We start from the raw sequence: 14,717 nt of genomic DNA, 5'->3' as shown, positions 1-14,717 counted from the left end.
TCTTTCAACATCTTGAAGCGTACTCCAGCTCGGAGTACATTGATCATTCAATCAAGGTGAAAGAAGGAGGTAACAATGGCACTCAAGACACCAACCAAACAGGAACGACTGCAAATCCGCGTGGATGATCGTACCAAACGCAAACTTGAACGGGCGGCGGCATTACTGCATGTCCCGCTTGGTGATTTTGTATTGTCACAGGCGATACCGGCTGCAGAGAAAGTGATTGCGGATTATGAAACCATCACGTTGTCAGAACCGGATTGGAATCTTTTTTATGAAGCACTCATTCATCCGCCAGCACCAAACGATGCCTTGCGAGCTGCCTGGCTCCACTACCAGGAAATGCAGGAGGCTGAATGAGCCAACCTGGCCGCTGGCGTGTCGAGCATTTTGATACGAAGAAGCATCAACGCGAGCATTTCCGTTGTGGATACAAAGCGCTGGACACCTACATTCGCCACTATGCCAGTCAGGATGAAACCCGCAATATTGCTCGGGTGTTTGTTGCCTGTCCCTTTGGAGAAATTTCAGTAAAAGGCTATTACACCCTGAGTGCGGCAAGTTTTGAACGAGATGGCCTGCCAGTGGAAGTTCTCAGGAAACTCCCTCGTTACCCGGTACCAGCAACCCTCATCGGACGACTGGCAGTGGATCAGTCCACTCAAGGTCAACGGCTTGGTGAGTATTTATTGATGGATATTTTCAATCGGGTGCTCAAAGCAAGTCAGGCCCTGGCTGTTTATGCCATTATCGCCGATGCCAAGGACGACCGGGCCAAAACATTCTATGAAAAATATGGCTTCCAACCATTTATTGATCAACCATTCCGACTGTTTATCCAGATGAAGACGATTGCCCGCCTGTTGAATCCCTAACCCAACCTTCCTGTCATTCATCTCCTGGAAAAAACCCCTATCGAAAGTTAGGGGAAAAGCCCCAACTTTCCCCACTACCTGCTTTTTCAATCCTCGCTAGACTCTCCAGCAAAGAATCCCCAAACAACACGGCTTCACAGATACAAGACAGATTCTCCCAGAAATCTGCACGTCCCCGTTCGCTCCAGAAATGTTCGTTGAAGGAGGGTTGACTCCCATGATTGCGACCACGGCTCTCTTAAAAAACCGCTATCGAATTTTGCAGGCCCTTGGGTCAGGCGCTTTTGGACACACGTTTGTGGCCGAAGACCTCGACCTCCCATCCCGACGCTGTTGTGTCCTCAAACAGCTCAAACCAATTGCCGATTCACAACAATATCAATTGATTCAGGAACGCTTTGACCGCGAAGCTGCCATTTTGGAACGCCTCAGCGAAGGCTCAAATGGCCAGATTCCAAAGCTGTATGCCTACTTTACCGAATCCAATATGTTTTATCTGGTTCAGGAATGGATTGATGGCCTGACCTTGACTCAAAAGGTCTCACAGCAAGGTTCGATGAGCGAAGATGAAGTCCAGACCATGCTGCTCAATCTCCTGCCAGTCCTCGACTACATTCATTCCCAGGGAATCATTCATCGCGACATCAAGCCGGACAACATTATCGCCCGTCGTCAGACCAACAGCTATGTGCTGATTGATTTTGGCATCGTCAAAGAAGTCATGGGGCAAGGCACGATGGCTGCCAACCCGACCAGCTCGATTGTGGCTGGAACCCCAGCGTTTATGCCGCTTGAGCAAGCCGCCGGAAAGCCGCTCTTTTCAAGTGATCTCTACAGTTTAAGCCTGACTGCCATAAGTGCATTGACCGGGAAATGTCCGACGGCGCTCCATGACCCGTTAACCGGCGAGATTAAATGGCGCGAATATGCCCGTCAGGTCAGCCCACATCTGGCCGCTGTTTTAAATAAAGGGATTGAATCGCACTACCGTGACCGATTTAAAACTGCCCGGGAAATGCAGGAAGCAATCCTGGCGGTTTCTTCAACCGTGGCCTTTGCCAGACCTTCCAATGGCAATGTGCTAAGACAAACCGGCAAGTTCCCATTTCAGCTTCCAAAAGTTGAACTCTCCCCAACCCCGCCGCAATCGGCATCGCTGGCCCAATTTTCAACCGTGATGCCGCAACGACAGTCCCCCCAGCCAGTTCAACCCGTCAGCCCGCTTATTCCGCCAGCAGCGCCCGCGGCATTCGCTCGGGAAGACACCCCGCAAAATCAAAATTCCCAGCCTGGAGCGCTCAGCAGTACCAATTCCGATGCGATGGATCTGGCGTTTTGGGATTCCATCAAAGGCAGCACCAATCCCAAGAGTTTTGAAGCCTATCTGGCGAAATTTCCCAGCGGGCAATTTGTCGAGCTGGCCAAAATTCGACTGGAAGAAATGACGTCGGTGGCCCAACAACCCGTCATTCAAACCTTCGTCTTTGACACGGTCACGCTCGATGCCGCCGGAAATATCATTGATTTTAAAAATAAGAAAGTTCAGGGCCTCGTCGAAGATCTTGGGCAAGGTGTGGCACTGGAAATGGTGGCATTGCCCGCGGGGGTCTTTCAAATGGGGTCCACTGACCAGGAATCTGAAAAACCAATCCATCAGGTTCGGGTATCAGCTTTTCACATTGGACGGTTTCCAGTAACCCAGGCTCAATGGCGAGCCGTGGCCAGTTATCCGAAAGTAACTCGCGATATAAAACCTGAACCATCATTTCGTAAGGACGATCACCGTCCGGTTGAGCAGATTTCCTGGGAAGACGCGGTTGAGTTCTGTGAGCGACTGTCGCGGAAAACCGGCAAACAGTACCGCCTCCCGTCCGAAGCCGAATGGGAATATGCCGCGCGCGCCAATACCAGCACTCCTTTTGCGTTTGGTGACACGGTGACGGCAGATTTGGTGAATTATGATGGAAATTTCCCGTTTGCCTCCGCCCCGAAAGGGAAATACTGGAATGAAACCACGCGGGTCGGAAGTCTCGGGGCCGCCAACCTGTTTGGGTTGTTTGACATGCACGGTAATGTCAACGAGTGGTGTCTCGACACCTGGAATCCGAATTACAAGGGTGCCCCGGCCAATGGTGTTCCCTGGGTCAATCCAAGTGAATCCAAACGAGTCGTCAGAGGAGGGTCCTGGATTACCGGTGCCGTCAACTGTCGCTCAGCCAGTCGTGCCAGTCGCCCAATGGATGCCCGCAATGGATACACCGGCTTTCGGGTCATTCTGGTCGAAGGAAGCAGTGCAGCTCAAAAATCAGGTTCCTTCCAGGCAGTCAGCCATCCAACACCGTCACGAGTCGCCCCAATGAGCCCTTCCCTTCCAGCGACAAGTATGATTTCCACGCCAACCGCCACACTGGCGCGGGGTTCAGGCAGTCGCCAACTGTCTGATCTTCCTCGGACACGCGCGCTGGATATCGGTCGTGGGATCAAAATTGAAGTGGCACTAATTCCAGCCGGCGAATTTCAAATGGGTTCGAATGACTATGAAAACGAGCGGCCCATTCACACGGTGACTATTCCGCAACCTTTTTACATGGGGAAATTCCCAGTTACCCAGGAACAGTGGAAAGTGGTTATGGGTACCAACCCAAGCAATTTCAAACGGAATGATAACCCGGTTGAAAATGTGTCGTGGCTCGATATTCAGGAGTTTCTGAAAAAACTCAATGAGCGGAAGGAAGGGTTTTATTATCGCCTGCCGTCTGAGGCCGAATGGGAATATGCCTGCCGGGCTGGATCAGATTCCAATTTCTGTTTTGGCGGTGGCAAGCAAATGCTCATTGAATATGCCTGGTACAACGAAAATTCGAATGACACCACGCATCCAGTCGGGAAAAAACGGGCGAATGCGTTTGGTCTGCACGATGTCCACGGCAATGTGTATGAATGGTGTGAAGACTGGTATCACGATACCTATGCCGGCGCCCCCACCGACGGCAGCGTTTGGGATGACGGTAAAGACTATGAATACCGGGTTTTGCGCGGTGGATCGTGGTCCTACTATGCCAGCTACTGCCGCTCTTCGTTTCGGTATCGGGCCACACCTGATAGCCGCCGGAGCAATCAGGGATTTCGAGTTGTGGTGATTCCGATGTGAGAATTCCGGGTTCCGGGTTCCGGGTTCCGGGTTCCGGGTTCCGGGTTCCGGGTTCCGGGTTCCGGGTTCCGGGTTCCGGGTTCCGGGTTTTCGAATTTGAACCTTTTAAGTCCTTTAAGTCCTTTAAGTCCTTTTGGTCTTTTCCGGAACTCAGAACCCTGCAATCTCCCCGCACAAAACCCCTAGACTCCCTTCGCACTGGAGCGAAGATTGTCCACCACGTGGAAGCAGCACCCTCTGCGGCTTTCACGTGGTGTTTTTTTGTTGACAGTAGTTTCTGAAGCGGTCTAAATGCAGGTTCTTTTTTCGCCTTTAACATCTCATATCATTTTGGAAGTATACCTTTGATCTATTTGAGGGTTAAATCATTGAAATAATTACACTTCCCTGAACCCTGAACGGTATTCGCTATGCACAAACGCAATTCACATTGTTCCTTTTGCGGCGCCCCATTTGCCGACGATCAGCCCTGGCCACGTGTCTGTGGCAATTGCCAAAACATCACGTTTCGTAATCCGATTCCGGTCGCCGTGGTCCTGGTTCCAGTTGAAAGCGGGTTGCTGATGATCCGGCGTGGCATCGAACCACGCAAAGGAATGCTGGCATTGCCGGGCGGATATGTGAACTTCGGCGAATCCTGGCAACAGGCTGCAGCCCGTGAAGTCTTTGAAGAGACAGGTCTTCCGCTTGACCCGGCTGAAATTTCCCTCTTTGATGTGATCAGTGCCCCCGACAGCACCGTGTTGATTTTTGGTCAGGCCGGGCCACAGACAAGGGCCGAACTCCCTAACTTCGTTCCAACTGATGAGACGATGGAAATGGTTGTGTTAGAGGTACTTGAAGAACTGGCGTTCCCGCTCCATACCCGGGTGGCCCAGACTTATTTTCATCAGCAACGTTCAGGAAAATAGGACATGTATACCTTTACAGCTATTCAGGTCTTAACACTTTCCACGACTGTTTTCCATATCAAGACTTTCCTAAACCACACTCAAATTTGACACTTATCACATTCCTGCATACTATTCATATCATTTTTGATTTGGACCAGGGTGTTTGCATATGAAAATCACAAACCAGATTTTTACTGGTGATTGCAGACAGGTATTATTGGAATTTCCGGCTGATTCGATTTCCGCCTGTATCACGGACCCACCTTATAACTATGAATTTATTGGTCATAACTGGGATAGCAAAGAAATCGAACGGCGTTTACAAAAAGTGAAAGATAGCAGCAGTAAAACACTTATCAAGAATATTCCCTATGGGAGCGGTCTGGCAGGAGGCGTCCGGAATGCCCAGTGGTACAAACGAGTGAGAGAAAACATTCTAAGTTATGAGCAATGGTGTTTTGAGTGGGCGGAAGAGGTTTTTCGGGTGTGTAAACCTGGAGCGATTGTTGCCGCATTCAACAGTACTCGAACAATGGCCCATGTCCAAATTGCCATGGAACGAGCTGGTTTTTATGCCCGAGACTGTCTGGTTTACAGGAGGGCAAGTGGGATTCCCAAAGGGCTTAATATTCAATCCAAGCTCAAAGAAAAAGGCATGCCTGAGTATCAGCAATGGGAAGGCTGGCATAGTTGTTTACGAAATGAATGGGAAGCAATCGTGGTTGTCCAAAAGCCACTTGTAAACAACTATTTTGAAACCCTGGTTGAATTTGGAGTCGGATTATTTCACGCAATCAATGAGGATGGGTCGTTCCAATCCAATATTTTAGAAAACATCCCACGAGATAAAAACAACCACTACAATGTCCATTGCACAGTCAAACCTGTGGCACTCATGGAAAAACTCATTGACATTTTTGTACCTCCTTCAAGTGAGCATATCGTCTTGGACCCATTTGCAGGGTCAGGAACAACCCTTGTGGCGGCCAAGCGCCTTGGGAGGAGTTATGTTGGCATTGAAATTGTGCCAGAGTATGTGGAGATTATTGAAAGTCGGTTATCAGAAACAGAATTAAAAGACCTGCTACCAAAATCTACGACCGATCAATCTTATACCCCGACGTTGTGGCCATCAGATAAGCTCTGATATCAAAACCAGTGAGTTGATGGATAAAACTGAAGGTTGCGTTACCGGTTAGAACACTCCATCCACCAATCTGGCAGGCGTTGATTGCCGCTGGTAGATTATCATCACGAACAATCAGCAAAATGGGTTCATACCCGGCGTTTCGTAATAATGAAGCATAGGTTTTAAACTTTTTGAGCGTTCCAGAGTCACCTGAGCCAATTCGATATTTGGTATCAATTGCCTGATTCCCAACCAGTAAGTCACATGGCTCATCAGCATTGAACTTCAAGGGTGGTGCAAAGTCAGGGCGGGTTTGGCGGCATACTTCAACAATAAGTCGCTGCCAGCACATCCCCAATTCTCTTCCCCAGTATTGACGGTTTTCACGCTTCAACTCAGGTGTAATCCCAAATACATCCATAAGCGGATCAATCTCATTGTTTTCTTCTTCATATACTTTGCTCGAAAAAGAATCTCGATAGTGTTGAAGAACCCCATCTAACGCTTTTTGAAGTGGGAGTTGGTTGGTCATGGTTTTTCACTTAAACAATCGCTCAAACTGACGTCCAAGGCTTTAGCAATTCGATTGGCATTGACGAGAGTGATATTCCGCTCCCCTCGTTCAACGGCACCAATATAAGTTCGATGAAGCCCAGCTTTATCGGCTAAAGCTTCTTGCGAAAGTCCTTTTATTCGCCTGAATTTCTTAATGTTCTCAGCAAAGATACGGGTAACGTCCATATCTTTTTTTAACACTCAAGATAACCAATGAGCGACAGTCTATAAGTAGCAAGTATTCGTCAATCGCGATATGGCTTTGCCTTTGGCTCGTTGGTCAACGAATCATATTATCACTCTTCCCTTGCTCACTTTGGGCTTCCTCTCTAAAGTCTCTGGTTTCGGTTTTGAAACCCTGAACCCTGAACCCTGAACCCTGAACCCGAGACTTATGAGCAGCCCAAATACGCCGATGCTTCGGCAGTATCACGAAATTCGCAAACAATATCCTGGCACCCTGTTATTTTTCCGGCTTGGCGACTTTTATGAAATGTTTTATGAAGACGCTGAAATCGGCGCGCGTGAACTTTCAATCACCCTCACCGCCCGCCATAAAGAAACCGACAACCCGGTGCCGATGTGCGGCGTGCCCCACCATGCCCTTAAACATTATCTTTCGCGATTGATCAAAAAAGGGTATCGCGTCGCGCTGTGCGAACAGGTCGAAGAAGCCTCTGCCGCCGTGAAGCTGGTAAAACGCAAAGTCGTGCGCGTGATTACCCCAGGAACAGCCATTGACGAACAGCTTCTGGAAGGTACTGACAATCAGTATCTGGCCGCCGTTTTTGGCGCCGGAGACCACATGGCCGCTGCGTTTCTCGATCTTTCCACCGGTGAATTTCAAGCGACAGAATTTGCCGGGCCCGATCATTTCACCAATACACTCTTACAACTTGAGCAGTTCAATCCACGTGAAATCCTCTGTCCACGGAGTTTGGAGCCACTCTTTGCCCCACATATTGCGCCACGTTCAACTGAAGCTCTTCCGACACCAGCCGAAGATGAAGAATCAGCCGACCAGCGCCTTCGGCTCAGTACGGTGCTGACACTGCTGGACGACTGGTCGTTTGCCCCGGAGCAGGGAACCGACTTTCTCACGCAACATTTTGAAGTCACAACACTCGATGGATTTGGCCTGAGTGATAAAAAATGGGCGATTGGTGCATCAGCCGCGATTGTGCGGTATGTGCGCGATACGCAAATGTGTGATGCCAAACACATTACGGAGCTTTCCTACTTTGAGCCACAAGAGTACATGCAGCTTGATGCCGCGACGGTTCGCAATCTGGAACTCATCGAAGCCATCCAGGGCGGAAAACGTGAAACGCTCTTTGGAACGATTGACCTGACCCAAACCGGAATGGGCGCCCGGCTGCTCAAATCGTGGTTGCTCCGACCATCGCTTAAACTGGGTGAACTCAATGCCCGACTTGATGCAGTTGGGGAACTTCACCGACAAACCATGAATCGGGATAAACTCCGGCAGTGGCTGACCCAGGTGTATGACGTCGAGCGCTTGCTGGGCCGGGTTTCGCTGGGGACAGCCAACCCGCGTGATCTGGTCGCGCTTGGGTCGAGTCTGGAACCGCTTCCGGCCCTGAAACAATTGCTGGGAACGATGAAGAGTTCACTGCTCCAGGTCCTGTATGAATCACTGGATGAATTGACCGATGTTCGGAGCTGGATCGGTGAGGCATTGACGGAAAGCCCGCCCATGAAAATTGACGAGGGCAATGTCATCCGGGCCGGATTTCATGCTGAACTGGATAGCCTTCGGGAACTTCGGAGCAATACCCAAAGCTTTATTGCCGAGGTTGAACGTCGCGAACGCGAACGCACCGGAATTGCTTCGCTCAAGGTCAAGTCAAATAATGTGTTTGGCTACTTTATCGAAATCACCAAATCCAATTTGAAAAATGTCCCTGGTGATTATCAACGCAAACAAACCATTGCCACCGGCGAGCGCTTTATCACACCTGAACTCAAGGACTATGAAGAAAAAATTCTGAGCGCCGAGCAAAATATTCTCCAGCTTGAAACAACGCTCTTTACTGAACTGAAACAACGGATTGCCGCTCAAATCGGACGAATTCAAATCACCGCCCGAATCCTGGCAACGCTCGATGTCCTCGGGTCTTTTGCGCAACTGGCGGCCATGCGCAACTATGTCAGACCTGAACTCCACGAAGATGACGAACTGACCATTATCAATGGGCGCCATCCAGTGGTTGAAACTCACACGACACGATTTGTCCCCAATGATGTGCATCTCAACAACACCACAGACCGGCTGGTGATTATCACTGGACCGAACATGGGCGGGAAAAGCGTCTATTTGCGGCAAACGGCATTGATTGTGATTTTGGCGCAGATTGGATGTTTTGTTCCGGCCTCGCAAGCACGGCTTCCACTGTTGGATCGAGTCTTTACCCGCGTTGGTGCGTCTGACAATCTGGCGCGTGGGCGGTCAACCTTTATGGTCGAAATGACCGAAGCTGCCAATATTTTGAACACCGCCACGCCACGCAGCCTGGTGCTGCTTGATGAAATTGGCCGTGGAACCGCCACTTTTGATGGACTCTCGCTGGCCTGGGCCATTGCTGAACACCTTCACAACAGCCCACAACACGCGGCGAAAACACTTTTTGCCACGCATTATCACGAAATGGTGGAGCTTGAAAAATTACTTCCTGGCGTTCACAACGTGCAACTTGCCGTTACCGCCAAAGATGGCCATCTGATCTTTCTCCACAAGGTCGTGCAAGGAAGCGCCAGTAAATCCTATGGAATCGAAGTCGCCAAACTCGCTGGACTCCCGGCAGCCGTGCTGGGTCGCGCACGGGAAATCCTGGAAAACCTTGAAGCCAATGAACTTGATGTTTTGGGGAAACCAAAACTTGCCCGGCATATGCCGTCTCGCAAAGACTGGAAGAAAAATCAGCCGACGCTCTTTGATAAAGCCAACGAGTCGGTCATTGACGACCTGCGGGTACTCGATGTTGAACACCTTACGCCGGAAGAAGCGAAAAAAGCCCTGATTGCACTGCAAAGCCAGTTGGTGTGAGGTCGGGCTGAAGACATTGGGCTTGGGGCTGAAGACGTCGGGCTGATTTATCCGACTTCTTCAGCCCCAAAAAAATGGCTACGATTTGTTTTTCTCAAACCAGCCAGTGAGTTCCTCGATAGAAGTAAAATCCAACAAAATGTCGGTTAACTCATCGAGCTGATTGAGCGGAAGTTGCTCTAATTGGGTGTGAATTTCCGGAGGAAGATTGCCCAACCGACGATTCAGAAGTCGCCAAACAACCGTCGCTTCCCCTTGTTGCAACCCTTGTTGCAACCCTTGTTGCAACCCTTGTTGCAACCCTTGTTGCAACCCTTGCTGCAACCCTTTTTCTCGACCTTCTTGCAAACCTTCTTCTAAAATTTCCTGGTAAATGACAGATTCACGCATCGTTTTTTCCCTCAGCAAAGCTCGAATGAGATTTTGATCAAAGCGAAGCCCAGCCAAAATCTGAGTACAGGTACTGATGTCACGACGGACATCACCATTGTTAATTGATTGAATTTGAGTTGCAATTTGTTTTAGCAACCTGCCGGGGTCAGTGGTTCTGGTTAAAGCGGCCAACGGTAACAACGCCGGGTTGTTTAAAAACACTTCTGGTGGTTGTTCCCATAATCGGATAACGTGAAACGGGTGAACAGTACCGCCAAGTCGAAATTCGCTCGGTAAATCACGTCCAGACTGAGTTTCGACCAAAAGAATTACAACCTGGATGATTGGGACCCGGTACTGGCGATAGAGTCGCACAAAATAATCGAGCACCCGTAATGGCAATGGGGGGTCACTCTCAGCCGTGGTTTGGAATTCGAGGTGAAGAATACATCCATCCGCACGAAGAAATGTTACAAAATCAGCCCGAATTGGCTCAATACTGAGTTCGGTTTTTAAAACTTCAATGTGGGTGGGTCGTTGCCCTAAAACCCAGGCAGCAAAATCCTGGGGATACTTTTCAGCTAAATATTTACATAAGTTGTCTGTTTGCATTGAGTTGCACTTTCTTTTCAAAATTGAATCGTCTCTCTCAATGCAACTTGAGCAAGGCACGTTCCAGTCAATCACACTTTAATTGGCTGGCTTGTACCATAAACTGTGAGGAAAAGTCGGACCCGGTGGGTTTGGAATTTGGACCCGCTCGATTTCAGTTTGAGCACGACGGCGGGCGAGTTCCAGCTTGAGACTTTCTTCACCACGGGCCATTGCCCACTGGTGATTGGCTGAAAAAATTGGTTTGAGCACCGCTGACAGCATTTTCAAAAGTGGTTTTTCCGCCTGGATTTTCCAGTCATACTGAATATCAACCTGATCGCCATTTTGGGTAAACGTCCAGATTCCACGTCCGACAAAATCGCCGATGGCTTCCAGAGAAAAACCATACGGCTTGCGTGATTCGGTCACTCGAAATCGCCAGCGGAGCGTATAGGGCAACCAACCTTTGGTATACAACTCAACCAGTTTGCCAACCCCTTCAGAATTACCTGGTTCCAAAACAGTTACATCCAGATATACTGAGGGCCACCAGCGCACCAGTCCAGTGACATCTCCAATCACATCCGAAACTTCCTGAATAGTCCCGTCCACACACCACCGGGTGATAAAATGATATTCATTCGACGACATATCTAATTTCCTCTGATTGTTTGAGTTTGAAATGATGCGTCGTCTTTCCGAAGATAACTGGCACAATAGATGTCACCAGTTGGGGATTGCAGTTGGATTCTCTGATTGGTGCTCATACAATCAAAGCAGGTAGCGAAGTAGCGAAGTAGTGAAGTAGTCCAGGTTGACTTCTGCTATGCACCTGCCAGTCACTAAATATCTGAAGAGATCGGGGGTTCCTATCTCACTATTTCACTCTTTCACTATTTCAGTTTCTTTTGACCGGAGCACCATCCATATGACCTCAATTGATAAGTTTTTCAAGACCGTTTCCTACACATTGATCACTTCCGGGTTTGCCACGCTGGCACTGACCGGGAAGGTTGATGGGTTTTCAATTGTGGTCTATCTGGTCGCCATCATTCTCAGTTGGCGGGCTGATACACCTGATTCCGGACTCCAGATTCAGGCAACAACCGCCAATCGCCTGGTATTGGGATTTCTGCCTTTTTTGTGGATTGATTACCGTTATTTAAGTAATTCCTGGATACTGGTGCTGATTCACTTTTTCTTGTTTGTCTCGATTTTCAAGCTCTTTCAGGTCAAGGAAGATCGCGACTGGGTTTTCCTGTATCTACTTGCAGTGTTTGAAGTTCTGCTGGCTGCCGGGTTAACCATTGATGCCCTGTTCATTGTGATGCTTCTGGTGTTTGTGATGTCTGGACTGGCAGCCCTTGAAGCGTTTGAGATCAAACGGGCACAGCAGGGAATCCGGCCAACCAAGGTTGAACGCGTTTTTTCACACGATGGATTGCACCTGAAAAAACCCGTCAAACCGACCCGGCTACTCCTCGTTGCAACCTGTGTCATGGGAATCCTGATTATGTGTCTCAGTGTTCCAGTCTTTTTTTTGATACCGCGGGTGAATACAGGACTACTGGCTTACAATGCTCCAGAATCATCAGTGACCCTGAGTGGATTTAGCGATTCGGTTGAACTTGGGTCGGTCGGGAAAATCCAGATGAGCAGAAAGGTCGTCATGTATGTCCGGGTTCAGGGATCAGCCGATGCCACCCGAAGATTACGCTGGCGAGGACTGGCACTTTCAACCTTCACTGGCCATAGCTGGATCAAAAATCCTTTCACGCATAAAAAACAACGGGTTTTACCCGATGCCAGAGGCGTCTTTCTGCTGGATAACCGGCAGGTCCCGGTTGAGCGAAAAAGTACGCAAACGTTTTATTTGGAGCCGATGGGGACCGATGTTCTGTTCGTAGCCGGCAAACCGTTGCTTCTGAGCAGTCAGTTTGAACAACTGGCTTATGACCGGACAAATTCTCTGTACACAGGGTTTCATTCCGCCCAACGCCTTTCATATACGGTGGTTGCCGAATCAGTTTCATTGACCGAAGAAGCCATGCAACGGGATCCAGGCAACTACACCCCTGACATTCGAACCTTCTATCTCCAACTCCCAGACACCTTTGATCCTCGCATTCGCCAACTGGCTCAAAAAGTGGTGGGCAACGCTCAAACGCCCTATCAAAAGGCTGTTGCGATTGAGAAATATCTCAAATCTCAGTTTACCTACACGCTGGACCAGACCCCTACCCCTGGCGAACCTGATCCGTTGGTTGACTTTTTGTTCCTTCGCCAGAAAGGACATTGCGAATATTTTGCCTCAGCCATGACCATTATGTTGCGGTCGGTCGGCGTGGCCGCTCGTGTGGTCAATGGGTTTCAAACCGGAGAGTACAATTCGCTCAATAATAGTTATATTGTACGTCAATCAGATGCTCACTCCTGGGTTGAAGTCTATTTCCCGAATTCCCAGAACTGGAATGACTTTGATCCAACACCGCCGGCTGGGCCTGATGTCGTGGATGCCACGTTTTCGGGCTATTTCAATCGCTATTTGGATGCGTTGCGGTTGTTTTGGATTGACTGGGTGGTGACCTATGATACTGACCGGCAAAAATCACTGGCTCGAACTGCCCAGGAAACTGTCATTGGGTATCAATCCAAATACCAGCTCTGGATGAAGTCCTATCGCGAACGAGTTTCCACATTCCTGCGCCAGTTTGATCAGGTGGCGGCTGGAACACTTCATCACCCAATGTTTCCAGCCGCACTCTGGTCATTTGCCCTGTTAACCGGCGCCTTGATCATACTTGTGCAAATCATGGTCCTCATTCGCCAGTTGAGAAAGTCACCCGAAACCTTTTTTACCGCCTGGTGGAGCAAGTGGTTACTGGTTCCCTGGATTCGATTGACGGCGCCGAAAAACCCACAGGGTGCAGTGGTGCTTTTCTATAATGAAATGCTGTCCATCATGGCCCGCTTTGGCTGGAAAAAACCAAAGTATTTGACACCACTTGAATTTGCCGCCCAGACGCATATGCCTGAGGTTCTGGCGGTCACTGAGTATTACAATCGGGTTCGGTATGGACGCGATGAACAGGCAGCACTTGACGTCAAGCGGATGCAGGAAATGCTGAAGCGCGTGAAAGAAGCCGTCCGGCAACGGCGGAAGAGGGGCTGAAGACGTCGGGCTGACGAAATTAAGGGAGCGTTAAAAAACAACTTCCCGATTTTCATTTGGGTCGAAGCCATTTTCTTTTGAGTTCGGTGGCACTTTCCCTGACAAAAGCTCAGACCCCATTGAAGTCTTTGGATTTCTTTTTCGTGGTTTTCGTGGTTTTCGTGGTTTCCTGTTCTGAAATTGGATCTCTCCGGGTGACTTTCGATAAAAACGGGAAGTTGTATTTTTACAGTCCCTAAGAAAGAATATTGAATTCAATTCATCTCATTCAATTGATCGCGACACTGACCAGTGTTGCTTATCCAAGCAGACTCCAAAACTATCAAACTGATTATGTCTCGACACTCCTGGTTTCTTTTCTTGAGTCTGGTTTGTCTATCGCCTCTGATTTTTCAATCTATCAGGGGTCAAGTACCTCCGGTTCAAAAATCTCCGTGTCAGGATTACCAAAAGCAGTTCCGCGAATTTGTGATGAAAAACACCTTTCCATTCACAATTTCCGACCTCATGAAGAAAAGAGTTTTAGCGAACTATAAAAAACTCAAAACTGGCCTGAGCAAGGATGAGGTTCAACAGATACTGGGAACTCCTCATTTTTCGAAGGAGTTGTATCTCCCAGATATCAGCCCGCCTCCATACATTGGATCAGTCTGGGTTTATTTTTTTTATCGAAAAGATCCTTTTTCGTTCAATACCAAAGAAGATCAGTGCGTTGAAGTATTCTTTGACGAAAGTTGTAGAACTCACTGGGCTTTGCCGACAAATTTATTTCCTCTAAAGGAAATCGGCGATCCATCCACTCCAATTCCAAACAAGCAAGCCAGGCAACCGGAAAAACACTAAACCAGCCAGAAGTCTTTTAAGTCTTGTTAAAAAGGGCCTGTGACAACAGAGTCATTACACTTC

At 48.9% G+C, this 14,717-nt stretch carries 12 protein-coding genes and 2 pseudogenes; 10 read left to right on the top strand and 4 right to left on the bottom strand.

Annotated elements, in window-relative coordinates:
* Nucleotides 1–75 precede the first annotated feature (75 nt).
* The 7 genes and pseudogenes from HY774_12985 to HY774_12955 all read left to right on the top strand — a co-directional run bounded on the left by HY774_12985 (nucleotide 76) and on the right by HY774_12955 (nucleotide 6,069).
* Nucleotides 76–363, top strand: coding sequence for a DUF1778 domain-containing protein (locus tag HY774_12985; protein MBI4749398.1), 288 nt, complete (start codon nucleotides 76–78; stop codon nucleotides 361–363).
* Nucleotides 360–878, top strand: a complete 519-nt coding sequence (locus HY774_12980) for a GNAT family N-acetyltransferase (protein MBI4749397.1) — start codon at nucleotides 360–362, stop codon at nucleotides 876–878. Before HY774_12985 ends, HY774_12980 begins: the two co-directional genes overlap by 4 nt.
* Nucleotides 879–1,095: 217 nt before the next feature.
* Nucleotides 1,096–1,908, top strand: a pseudogene (locus HY774_12975) (serine/threonine protein kinase).
* Nucleotides 1,894–3,108, top strand: a pseudogene (locus HY774_12970) (formylglycine-generating enzyme family protein). The pseudogenes HY774_12975 and HY774_12970 overlap by 15 nt, the downstream one beginning before the upstream one ends.
* Nucleotides 3,109–3,114: 6 nt before the next feature.
* On the top strand, nucleotides 3,115–4,029 hold the full coding sequence (locus tag HY774_12965; GenBank protein ID MBI4749396.1) for a formylglycine-generating enzyme family protein: 915 nt from the start codon (nucleotides 3,115–3,117) through the stop codon (nucleotides 4,027–4,029).
* 410 nt (nucleotides 4,030–4,439) lie between these two features.
* Nucleotides 4,440–4,940, top strand: coding sequence for an NUDIX domain-containing protein (locus HY774_12960; GenBank protein ID MBI4749395.1), 501 nt, complete (start codon nucleotides 4,440–4,442; stop codon nucleotides 4,938–4,940).
* 151 nt (nucleotides 4,941–5,091) lie between these two features.
* Complete coding sequence (locus tag HY774_12955) at nucleotides 5,092–6,069, top strand: site-specific DNA-methyltransferase (protein MBI4749394.1); 978 nt, start codon at nucleotides 5,092–5,094, stop codon at nucleotides 6,067–6,069.
* Here the strand turns inward: HY774_12955 and HY774_12950 are convergent.
* Both HY774_12950 and HY774_12945 read right to left on the bottom strand, forming a co-directional pair.
* Complete coding sequence (locus tag HY774_12950) at nucleotides 6,017–6,583, bottom strand: restriction endonuclease (GenBank protein MBI4749393.1); 567 nt, start codon at nucleotides 6,581–6,583, stop codon at nucleotides 6,017–6,019. The genes HY774_12955 and HY774_12950 overlap by 53 nt on opposite strands.
* The gene (locus tag HY774_12945; GenBank protein MBI4749392.1) at nucleotides 6,580–6,792 is read right to left on the bottom strand and encodes a helix-turn-helix transcriptional regulator; all 213 of its coding nucleotides are present in this window, start codon (nucleotides 6,790–6,792) and stop codon (nucleotides 6,580–6,582) included. The genes HY774_12950 and HY774_12945 overlap by 4 nt, the downstream gene beginning before the upstream one ends.
* A 208-nt stretch (nucleotides 6,793–7,000) precedes the next feature.
* Here HY774_12945 and mutS point away from each other — a divergent pair, with 208 nt between their 5' ends.
* Entirely contained in the window at nucleotides 7,001–9,673 is a 2,673-nt protein-coding gene (mutS, locus tag HY774_12940) for a DNA mismatch repair protein MutS (protein ID MBI4749391.1), read from the top strand.
* Between the two features lie 78 nt (nucleotides 9,674–9,751).
* Here the strand turns inward: mutS and HY774_12935 are convergent, their stop codons facing one another.
* A complete protein-coding gene (locus HY774_12935; protein ID MBI4749390.1) occupies nucleotides 9,752–10,657 on the bottom strand; it encodes a DUF4351 domain-containing protein in 906 nt (301 codons plus the stop codon).
* Between the two features lie 78 nt (nucleotides 10,658–10,735).
* Nucleotides 10,736–11,290, bottom strand: a complete 555-nt coding sequence (locus HY774_12930) for a polyketide cyclase (GenBank protein ID MBI4749389.1) — start codon at nucleotides 11,288–11,290, stop codon at nucleotides 10,736–10,738.
* A 277-nt stretch (nucleotides 11,291–11,567) separates the two neighbouring features.
* Here HY774_12930 and HY774_12925 point away from each other — a divergent pair, with 277 nt between their 5' ends.
* On the top strand, nucleotides 11,568–13,811 hold the full coding sequence (locus HY774_12925) for a DUF3488 domain-containing protein (GenBank protein MBI4749388.1): 2,244 nt from the start codon (nucleotides 11,568–11,570) through the stop codon (nucleotides 13,809–13,811).
* 333 nt (nucleotides 13,812–14,144) lie between these two features.
* A complete protein-coding gene (gene bamE, locus HY774_12920) occupies nucleotides 14,145–14,654 on the top strand; it encodes an outer membrane protein assembly factor BamE (GenBank protein ID MBI4749387.1) in 510 nt (169 codons plus the stop codon).
* Nucleotides 14,655–14,717 lie beyond the last annotated feature (63 nt).

Source organism: Acidobacteriota bacterium, assembly GCA_016208495.1.
Classification (GTDB): domain Bacteria; phylum Acidobacteriota; class Blastocatellia; order Chloracidobacteriales; family Chloracidobacteriaceae; genus JACQXX01.
Note: the sequence above shows the minus strand (reverse complement) of the source record. Positions and strands in the feature narration are given on the sequence as shown.

Excerpts from the sequence above, each read along its gene's own strand:
- mutS (MBI4749391.1), top strand. The coding sequence starts at position 7,001 with ATGAGCAGCCCAAATACGCCGATGCTTCGGCAGTATCACGAAATTCGC.
- HY774_12980 (MBI4749397.1), top strand. The coding sequence starts at position 360 with ATGAGCCAACCTGGCCGCTGGCGTGTCGAGCATTTTGATACGAAGAAG.
- HY774_12935 (MBI4749390.1), bottom strand. The coding sequence starts at position 10,657 with ATGCAAACAGACAACTTATGTAAATATTTAGCTGAAAAGTATCCCCAG.
- HY774_12985 (MBI4749398.1), top strand. The coding sequence starts at position 76 with ATGGCACTCAAGACACCAACCAAACAGGAACGACTGCAAATCCGCGTG.
- HY774_12930 (MBI4749389.1), bottom strand. The coding sequence starts at position 11,290 with ATGTCGTCGAATGAATATCATTTTATCACCCGGTGGTGTGTGGACGGG.
- HY774_12925 (MBI4749388.1), top strand. The coding sequence starts at position 11,568 with ATGACCTCAATTGATAAGTTTTTCAAGACCGTTTCCTACACATTGATC.
- HY774_12955 (MBI4749394.1), top strand. The coding sequence starts at position 5,092 with ATGAAAATCACAAACCAGATTTTTACTGGTGATTGCAGACAGGTATTA.
- HY774_12950 (MBI4749393.1), bottom strand. The coding sequence starts at position 6,583 with ATGACCAACCAACTCCCACTTCAAAAAGCGTTAGATGGGGTTCTTCAA.
- bamE (MBI4749387.1), top strand. The coding sequence starts at position 14,145 with ATGTCTCGACACTCCTGGTTTCTTTTCTTGAGTCTGGTTTGTCTATCG.
- HY774_12945 (MBI4749392.1), bottom strand. The coding sequence starts at position 6,792 with ATGGACGTTACCCGTATCTTTGCTGAGAACATTAAGAAATTCAGGCGA.
- HY774_12960 (MBI4749395.1), top strand. The coding sequence starts at position 4,440 with ATGCACAAACGCAATTCACATTGTTCCTTTTGCGGCGCCCCATTTGCC.
- HY774_12965 (MBI4749396.1), top strand. The coding sequence starts at position 3,115 with ATGGATGCCCGCAATGGATACACCGGCTTTCGGGTCATTCTGGTCGAA.